The 9,144-nt window shown below is 37.2% G+C and carries 7 protein-coding genes; 4 read left to right on the top strand and 3 right to left on the bottom strand.

Annotated features, from left to right (window positions below; translation table 11 throughout):
- Positions 1-76: 76 nt before the first annotated feature.
- Positions 77-571, bottom strand: a complete 495-nt coding sequence (locus CP355_RS08780; RefSeq protein WP_087364016.1) for a transcriptional regulator — start codon at positions 569-571, stop codon at positions 77-79.
- Between the two features lie 472 nt (positions 572-1,043).
- On the bottom strand, positions 1,044-1,892 hold the full coding sequence (locus CP355_RS08775; RefSeq protein WP_098044351.1) for an SEC10/PgrA surface exclusion domain-containing protein: 849 nt from the start codon (positions 1,890-1,892) through the stop codon (positions 1,044-1,046).
- A gap of 698 nt (positions 1,893-2,590) precedes the next feature.
- On the opposite strand from CP355_RS08775, the gene CP355_RS08770 reads away from it, so the two are divergent.
- From CP355_RS08770 to CP355_RS10410, 4 genes are all read left to right on the top strand, one after another.
- A complete protein-coding gene (locus tag CP355_RS08770) occupies positions 2,591-3,928 on the top strand; it encodes a 6-phospho-alpha-glucosidase (protein ID WP_098037209.1) in 1,338 nt (445 codons plus the stop codon).
- A gap of 122 nt (positions 3,929-4,050) precedes the next feature.
- Complete coding sequence (locus CP355_RS08765; protein ID WP_025006020.1) at positions 4,051-4,824, top strand: MurR/RpiR family transcriptional regulator; 774 nt, start codon at positions 4,051-4,053, stop codon at positions 4,822-4,824.
- Between the two features lie 11 nt (positions 4,825-4,835).
- Positions 4,836-5,840 (top strand): asparaginase, encoded by a 1,005-nt coding sequence (locus tag CP355_RS08760; protein ID WP_098044350.1) that lies wholly within the window; start codon positions 4,836-4,838, stop codon positions 5,838-5,840.
- An 89-nt stretch (positions 5,841-5,929) separates the two neighbouring features.
- The gene (locus CP355_RS10410; protein ID WP_087236253.1) at positions 5,930-6,067 is read left to right on the top strand and encodes a hypothetical protein; all 138 of its coding nucleotides are present in this window, start codon (positions 5,930-5,932) and stop codon (positions 6,065-6,067) included.
- A gap of 161 nt (positions 6,068-6,228) precedes the next feature.
- Here CP355_RS10410 and CP355_RS08745 read toward each other — a convergent pair whose 3' ends face one another.
- The gene (locus CP355_RS08745) at positions 6,229-8,874 is read right to left on the bottom strand and encodes a calcium-translocating P-type ATPase, PMCA-type (RefSeq protein ID WP_098044352.1); all 2,646 of its coding nucleotides are present in this window, start codon (positions 8,872-8,874) and stop codon (positions 6,229-6,231) included.
- Between the last annotated feature and the right edge of the window lie 270 nt (positions 8,875-9,144).

The raw sequence follows: 9,144 nt of genomic DNA, 5'->3' as shown, positions 1-9,144 counted from the left end.
AATCACAACGATTCGACTCTTTTCAATTTGTCAATGTCTTAACTTAATGACATTGGCTATGAGCTAGCAGCGTTTTTTATTTAGGCAGAATGATTTCTACATCAGTGTAAACGTCAAGGACTTGAGCATCGCAGCCGTGATCGATCCAATTAGTGATGTGGGCAAGAAGAACGTTAGTCATGCTCTTAATATGTTTATTGGAATAATCGCTATTGAAAAGGTGCTTTTGCATCTCTGTAAAAAGTGTGCGATTAATTTGAGTGCAGATATGATTAGTGTGCTTTTTTCGAGTTAGACGATAAATGTTAGTGTAGAAAAGACGATCATTGCCAATTTGTCTAAGAAAGGCGAAGACCAATTGATTCGATTGGCAATCACCATATTCACGGAAATGGTTTCTAATTTCTGCTTGAATACTTTTACAAAATAAATCGGTTAATCCAGTATAAGTATTATAAAAGACGCCGCGGCTCATGCCAGTAGCCTTGCAAAATTGGGTAACAGAGTATTTGGTAATAATACCTCTAGTTAATTCCTCGCGTAAAATCTCGTAAGTTGTAAGTTTTCTCATTCCATTCATCCCTTTCAATGACAACTCCAAGTAAGTTCAAAGATTTTGTTTAAATTTTATTTTTATAAAATATACCAAACCTACATAAATATAGCAATAGCCATTTTTGATAATAATTGGTTTATGGCTTGATGTAAGCATAGTTCAAGCAGGTTATATATAAATAGATATTTCAAAAAAATTTTTATAAAATAAAAAAACAAAAACTAGAATTTAAAACTTATAATTGCTGAAGGTGCTTGAAACGTTGATATAACAACATTCTTGCCGAAAATACGATGAGAATAGGCTTTTAAGTACTTACTTTTAATTATTAATCTTGCCTAATATAGAACACAAAAAGGTCAAATTGTCTGAAAACCAGAGCAATTTGGCCTTTTTAAGTAAATTAAAAGAGTTCAAACAGGTGACTAAACCTTTTTGAACTCTTGGATTAGGAAACTTTATTAAGTTTTAAACTACAACGTCAATATTAACGATTAAATTTCTTGTAGTTTTGGATGTAACGCTTAGCAACGCCCATCATGTGAACACTAATCTTGCTTGAATCGCCTCTTAAACCACTGAAGCTAATGCCAAAGTATTTAGTCTTAGCATCGTAGTGCTCAGTACGACAACCAAGCAAGTCGCCAGCGTGTTCCCATTCAGTGTATCTTGAAGAATCATTCATTTGACTGTATGAGCCATAGAAACCACCGAAAAGCATTTGCTTAACGTTGAAGTAAATTTGGTTCTTCAATGCTGACATGGTACGCATATTAGTGTGGTAAGTTGAAGAAATAGGTAAGCCTGCTTCGTCTTCGTAGACTTGACCTACTCTTGAGTTAAGACCAGAAGCCTTAGCTGCACGCATGATACCAGGTACATAGTGGTCTGCATCCCAACAAGACTTGTTGTGTGAGTAGTATTGTTCAGCTACACGATCTGCAAAGTGCAAAGCACCAGCTTTGTAAGTCCAAGGCTTCTTGCCAAGTTGATGACGAGCAGAGTTAATCAAGCTTAAAGTGTACTTGCTCAATTCAACCTTTTGGCTGTGGCTTAAGTTAGTTACGTTAACTAAAGTATCGTCAGAACCAGCACCACTGTATGTGTTTTCTATCATGCCTTTCTTTGAGGCATTGATTAAAGCCTTGCTTGCTCTACCAGTTTGGTTCCATTTAATAATGGCACTCTTAGTATAACCAGAAGGCAAAGTAATAGAAGCAGCTTCAACAGTTGAATTTGCTGCAGTCTCTACATTATTGTTTAAAGCGGTAATAGTGCCACCAGCTAAAGCAGCGGCAATACTAATGGTGGATAAAAGTTTAGCATTCTTTCTCATTTTCCTAATCCCTTATTTATTAAAAAGTTATTCTCTGTCAAAAATTCCCAAAAATATGAAAATTCAAAGCTCAAGAAGTAGTCAATTTCTTGAGTCCCGCTATAAGTCTCTTCAAGTAATAGACTAACAGGAATAAAACCAAAGTCTATATGTGAAAAGATTTAATAACAAAAGACAATAATATATGGATATATATGAAAGGGGATAGCGTTAGAAACGCTGGTAGCATGTTGCTTGAGGGAAATGAGGATATTAAGCTGCACACTTATTAAATAATGTAAAAAAAGTTTTTAAAAAATAATAATATATAATTTTTTATATTAATATAACCTCAATTATTTTAATATAGTAGTATTTTTTAAAAGAGAAAATGCCATTATATCGGGGATTAAAGGCATTTTGTGTAAATAGTGCAGGTTTATATAGTAGAAAAATAAAATAAATAAAAATTGATATTTTTTAAGCTTGTTATGATAACAAGTATATATAAGATATAATTTAATGAAAAAACTATATTGGTATAGCAATGTAAAGATTGAAATATATTTCGAGATCTAAAATGAGGTTCAAGTCCTGAAACAAAGTCTGAAGCCAATGAAAACGAATACAAACTAGAAGAAAAATGTTATAAATATATGCGTAAGGTAATTAAACAATTCGAAAAGATATCAACTTACTAAAAAGGAGAATAAAGAACTATGGATGGTAAGAAATATTCAGTAGTTATTGCCGGTGGTGGTAGTACTTTTACACCAGGATTTGTACTCGACTTAATCAAGAGCCAAGACAAGTTCCCAATGAGACAATTGAAGTTCTACGATAACGATGCAGAACGTCAAAAGAAGATTGGTGAAGCTGTTAAGATCATCATGAAGGAAAGAGCTCCACAAATTAAGTTCTCATACACCACTGATCCTAAGGAAGCCTTTACTGACGTTGACTTCGTAATGGGTTCAATTCGTGTTGGTAAATACCACATGAGAAGTTTAGATGAAAAGATTCCATTAAAATATGGCGTAAACGGTCAAGAAACTACAGGACCCGGAGGTATGGCTTACGGTCTTCGTTCAATTCCTGCAATCATTCAAATTATTGACTGGATGCAAGAATACTCACCAAACGCTTGGATGATCAACTACTCCAACACTATTGCGATTGTTGCTGAAGCTTGCCGTCGTCTTCGTCCAGGTGCAAAAATTATCAACATTTGTGATATGCCTATTGATGACATGGACAGAATGGCAGCTATCTGCGGTCTTGACAGCTGGCACGACATTGACTTCAACTACTACGGCTTGAACCACTTCGGCTGGTGGAAAGAAGTTAGAAACAAGAAGACCGGCGAAGACTTAATGCCTAAGCTTAAGGAATACGTTAAGGATCACGGCTACTGGGTAGGCGGCGATTACGACAAGGATACTGAAGCTTCATGGGAAGCAACATTCAAGAAGGTTGCTGACGACTACAAGATGGATCCAGAAACCTTGCCAAACAACTACATGCAATACTACTACTTCCCACAATATGAAGTAGCAAACGCCGATCCAAAGCACACTCGTACTGATGAAATTCGTGAACACCGTCAAAAGATCGTCTTCGGTGAATGTGAAAGAATCGTTAAGGCAGGTACTGCTAAGAATAATATTTGGGACATTTCAGGTTTGCACTCAGAATATATCGTAGATATTATTCACGCTATTGCCTACAACACTCACGAGAAGTTCTTAGCTAACTGCGAAAACAATGGTGCTATTTCAAACATGGATCCAGATTCAATCGTTGAAGTTCCAGCATTGTTTGGTGCTGATGGTATTCAACCAATGGCAACTGGTAAGGCTGGCCGCTTCCAAAGAGGTTTGATGATGGAACAACAAACCTGTGAAAAATTGGTTGTTGATGCTTATGTAGAACACTCATACCAAAAGATGCTCCAAGCCTTTGCTTTGAACAAGACTGTTCCAGATGCATCTGTAGCCAAGAAGATCTTGGATGACATGATTCCAGTTAACGCTCCATATTGGCCAGAACTTAAATAACAATTTTAAAAGTCATAACAAATAAGAAAAAGGTAACTATTCTATAATTGAATAGCTACCTTTTTTGTGCTGATCATGATATTCTGAACTTGATATAAAGTTATGGCAGAAAGGACATAGAAATGGATTTAGAAACAGTAGTAATGAAGAAAAAAGAAAGCTTCAATGATACTGATAAGGCAATAGTCAGTTATTTGCTCAAGTATCCCAAGGAAGCTAGTAAGTTGAGCTTAATGGAATTAGCGCAGAAATTATATGTTTCTAAATCTGCTATTTTTCGTTTGAGTAAAAAATTAGGCTTGAGCGGTTTTAGTGAACTTAAATTTGAATTGTCTGAATTGATTGCGAGAAAAGAGCAATATGCTAAGCATGCACAAGAATTGCAATTTGACGATAATCTGCAGAAAATAATCAATGACACCTTTAAATATTTTAAGGGATTGAATTTGCATAACTTATGTGCGGATTTAGATCAAGCAGGAACTATCTATATTTATTCGACGGGATGGCAACAGCAGATTATTGCGGAGTATTTGGCTCATTCTTTTTACTTAATAGGTAAAAACGCGATTATTTTACCAGGTGCGCGTGATGAAGTTTCAATGCTGGGTCAAGCTGCCAAAGAAAATGATATGTTGTTTGTAATTTCATTTGGTGGTTTTAATAAGACAATTATTGAGGAATTGAAGAAAATCGATGTTATTAATAATAAGTTAAAGCTAGTTTCTTTAACAAGCTGGCAGCCGGGAAAATTAGCTTCTCTTAGTGATTACAGCTTCTTTTTCAAGACTACGCCATTTCAGTTTAGTAAAAAGGTCGTGACTTTCAGTTCAGCCTATGTTCTAATTGATCTAATCATTAATGAATATGCAAAACGGCGTAAATTGCAAAGGTAGAGGAAATAAAGATGGAAAAAAAGAAGTTATTATTGCTTTCAACTGGTGGGACGATTGCATCAGTTGCATCTAATGCAGGGTTAGTACCTAAAGAAACTGGCGAAGAATTGATTAAAATGCTGGGTAAATTACCGTATGATATCGACGTTCACGATATTTTGCAGCTCGACTCTTCTAATATTCAACCAGAAGAATGGAAATTTATTGCGGAAAATGTTTATAAATATCGTAATGACTATGATGGAATCGTGGTTTCACACGGTACCGATACAATGGCTTATACTGCTTCAATGTTAGCATTTATGTTGAAGAATATTAATATTCCAGTGGTTTTGACTGGAAGCCAGGTACCTATCAATGTTGTCTTAAGTGACGCCCACGATAATTTGCGTTTAGCTTTTGCGGCAGCAGCTACTTGTCCACCTGATATTTATTTAGCCTTCCATAATAAAATTATGTTGGGCTGCAGAGCCGTTAAGGTTAGAACGACTAACTTTGATGCTTTTGAAAGTGTTAACGTTCCGCCTGTTGCAACCGTTTCTTCAGATGGCTTGGTCTTCAATCCTGATTACACACCCAAGAAAAAAACGGGTGAAACTTGCTTGAATACCAAGATTGACTCTAATGTTTCTTTAGTTAAATTATTCCCAGGCTTTGATCCTGATTTACTTTTTGCGATGGTAGATAGTGGCTGCCAAGGAATTGTTATTGAAGCCTATGGCTTAGGTGGAATGAACTTTATTCGCCGTAACATGGTGGCCGCAATTGGTAAGTTGATCAGACAGGGCATCCCTGTAATTGCCAGCAGCCAATGTTTATATGAACGTAGTGACCTAACTAAGTATGAAGTAGGACGCGAAGCCTTGCTAGAAGGTGCGATCAGTGCGTGCGACATGACTTCTGAGAGTGCCATTACCAAGTTGATGTGGGCACTAGGCCAGGACATGAACGTCCATGAAGTGGCAGATTTCTTTAATACAGATGTGGCCGGGGAAGTAACTCTTAAGACTAACTAAAGAATGTTACAATTTAGTTAAATGTAAGCGCAGACAATACTAATAGATCGATACTTTTTGTATAATATAGCCAAAAGGAGTGCACATATATGAAAAGTAAACTATTAGAAAAAGTCTGGCTTACTTTAGCGGCATTAGGAATTGGGGTATCTCTTTTTGCTAATAATTCAAATCAGCTGATTGAGTCTAATGCGCAAACATTTTCTAGTGCAATCGTTAAAAAGTAAACTATGAAAAGACTAAGCCAATCTTGCATACTTGTAAACAAGTCTTAAAGCTGCGTAAAGAACATGAGCGTTTAACGCCGGAGCAAGACAGCTTACTTAAAGATATTGAAGAATTAAATTAAGTGTATGAAAAAAGGATCCTACATGAGGATCCTTTATTTTTATTCTTCAATTAATTGGTTTTTGTTTGAATTAGTTCTTAGCTTCTTAAATCCTTTGAAAATTTCAACTTGTACAATTGAAAGCAAGGATAAGGCGATGACAACTAACCATTGACCAGCTGAAAGATTAGTAATGTAGAATACTTTTCGTAAAGTTGGAACAAATAGGATCAAGCCCATGAAAAATGCGGAAACAATGAATGAAATTACCAACCACATATTCATACCGGTAGCTCTCTTCCAGATAGGATCGGTGTTAGAGTGCTGGTTAAAGGCTCTCAACATTTGTGATAAAGCCAATACGCTGAAGGCCATTGTTTGACCAGTGATTGGATTATCAATGCTTGCACCAATGAAGTAAGCAATTAAAGTCATCAGCGCAACGAAGATTCCCTGAGTAATCACGCGCCACACAAGATCTTTTTCAAAAAGAGTACCTGGATTTACGGGCTTATGTTTCATAATGTTTTTGTTTGCAGGGTCAACGCCTAAAGCAAGAGCAGGTAGAGTAGCAGTGGCTAAGTTTACCCACAGGATATGCACAGCTAATAATGGTGTATCCCAGTTAAATAATGTCGCAACAAACAAAGTAGTAATTTCAGCAATATTACCAACTAACAAGAATTGGATTACTTTTTGAATGTTACGGTAAACGCGACGACCTTCTTTGATTGCGTAAGCAATAGTAGTAAAACTGTCATCTAAAAGTACCATATCAGCCACGTCTTTGGCTACATCGGTACCGGTAACACCCATGGCTATACCGATATCGGCAGCCTTTAAAGCAGGTGAGTCGTTAACACCATCACCAGTCATTGCCGTTACTTCACCGTTACGCTTCAAGCTTTGAATAATTCTTAACTTATCGGTAGGTGAAACGCGGGCAAAGACAGTCGTCTTTTTAACCGCTTGATCAAGTTCGTCGTCAGACATTTGATCAAGTTCAATGCCAGATATAGCCAAGTCACCGTTTTGGTAAATATTGAGCTTTTTAGCAATAGCTAAAGCAGTAATCTTGTGGTCACCAGTAATCATAATGGTTCTAATGCCGGCCTGACGACAAGTCTTAACCGATTCCGCCACTTCTTCACGAGGTGGGTCGATCATACCGCTGATACCAATGAAAGTTAACTTATTTTCTAAATCGGTTCCTTCACTTGGCAAGTTATCCACAACTCTTGTGGCAAAGCCTAGTACGCGTAATGCCTCGTTAGACATGTTTTGCATCAAGTTCAAGATTCGTTTTTTATCATTAGTCGTAATTGGACGAACGCCATTATCAGTCATGATGTGATTACATAACGGTAACATTTCGTCTACTGCACCCTTAGTAAAGGAAACATATTGACCATTAATTTCATGCAAGGTGGTCATTCGTTTTCTATCTGAATCAAATGGTTGTTCAAATAGACGTGGGTGAGCCTTTTTTAATTCTGTTTGGTTGAAGCCTAATTTTTTAGCAAAGGGAATTAAAGCAACCTCGGTAGGATCACCGATCGCCTCGTTATCCTTCAAGCTGGCGTCGTTACAAAGGGCACCAGCATAGGCTAACGCTTGGTAAACCTTATTAGGTTTAATATCTTTAACATCAATTTCATTGAAGTCGCCAGCAGCTATTTTAGTAACTGTCATCTTATTTAAAGTTAAAGTACCGGTTTTATCGGAACAAATGACAGTAGCGTTACCCAAGGTTTCCACAGCTGGTAATTTCTTAATCAAAGCATTCTTTTTTACCATGCGCTTAACGCCAAGGGCCATCACAATTGTAGCTGTGGCAGGCAAACCTTCAGGAATAATGGAGATTGCTAACGAAATAGCGATTAAAAATTGGGGTAAAAGTGGTTTTTGGTACATTGCACCAATGATAAATACCAAGATGCAGACAAAAATACCAATGATTGTTAAAACTTTACCAACGCTAGTTAATTTACGTTTTAATGGCGTTTCAATTTCAGTTTGATCTTCTAGTATGCCGGCAATGGCACCCATTTCGGTGTTCATACCTGTAGTGGTCACGACACCTAGTCCGCGTCCGTAGGTAACAATTGAAGAGCTGAAAGCCATATTGATGCGGTCACCAAGACTGCAGTCTTTAGCCAAAACAGTATCTGCATCTTTTTCCACAGGTACGGATTCACCTGTGAGGGATGCTTCCTGAATCTTTAGGTTGGCGGATTCGAGAAGACGCATGTCTGCTGGAACCATGTCACCATCGTGCAAGTTGACAATATCACCGACTACTAATTCTTTAGCGGGGATTAGTTGCTCCTTGCCGGCGCGAATAACATGAGCCATGGGAGCACTCATATCCCGCAAAGCAGCTAAGGATGATTGAGCTTTCTTTTCCTGCACAATACCAATAATAGTATTGATGACCACGATCATAGCAATGATGATCGCTTCAGTATATTCATGAAAAAGAGCTGAAAAGAAGGCTGCGCCGATTAGAATCATGATCATTGGATCAATGATTTGCTCTTTGATCATTTGCAAGGTGGTTTTAGGAGGCTTAGCAGCAAGTTCGTTTAAACCATCTTTTTGACGTATTCGAACTGCGTCATCGCTTAAGCCAGCTTCTGATGTATTTGTCTCTGTTAGTACCTCAGACTGAGTAACAGCCCAAGGCTTTTGTATGTGATTATCCATAAAGGACATATCACTCCTTTCGTCAAAAATAAAATAGAGAATGGCCTTTAACAAAGCCATTCCCCATTTGAGAAACTTCTTCAGTTTTCATTTGTGTATTGGCAGCGTCATTGGCGCCTCTCAATATATAAATCGTTATAAGAAATAATATCAGCGAAGTGACGCGATGTCAATAAGCGATAAATATTATTTTTTGGTTATCATTAGTAAAGAAAAAGGTTCAGTATAAAAACTTGTGTAAACGGCTGTGAGATTTAGGATGCCTTTCGG

The sequence above is a fragment of the Lactobacillus sp. UMNPBX4 genome, assembly GCF_002554115.1.
GTDB classification, from domain to species: Bacteria; Bacillota; Bacilli; order Lactobacillales; family Lactobacillaceae; genus Lactobacillus; species Lactobacillus gallinarum.
This window is presented reverse-complemented; position numbering and strand designations above follow the sequence as displayed.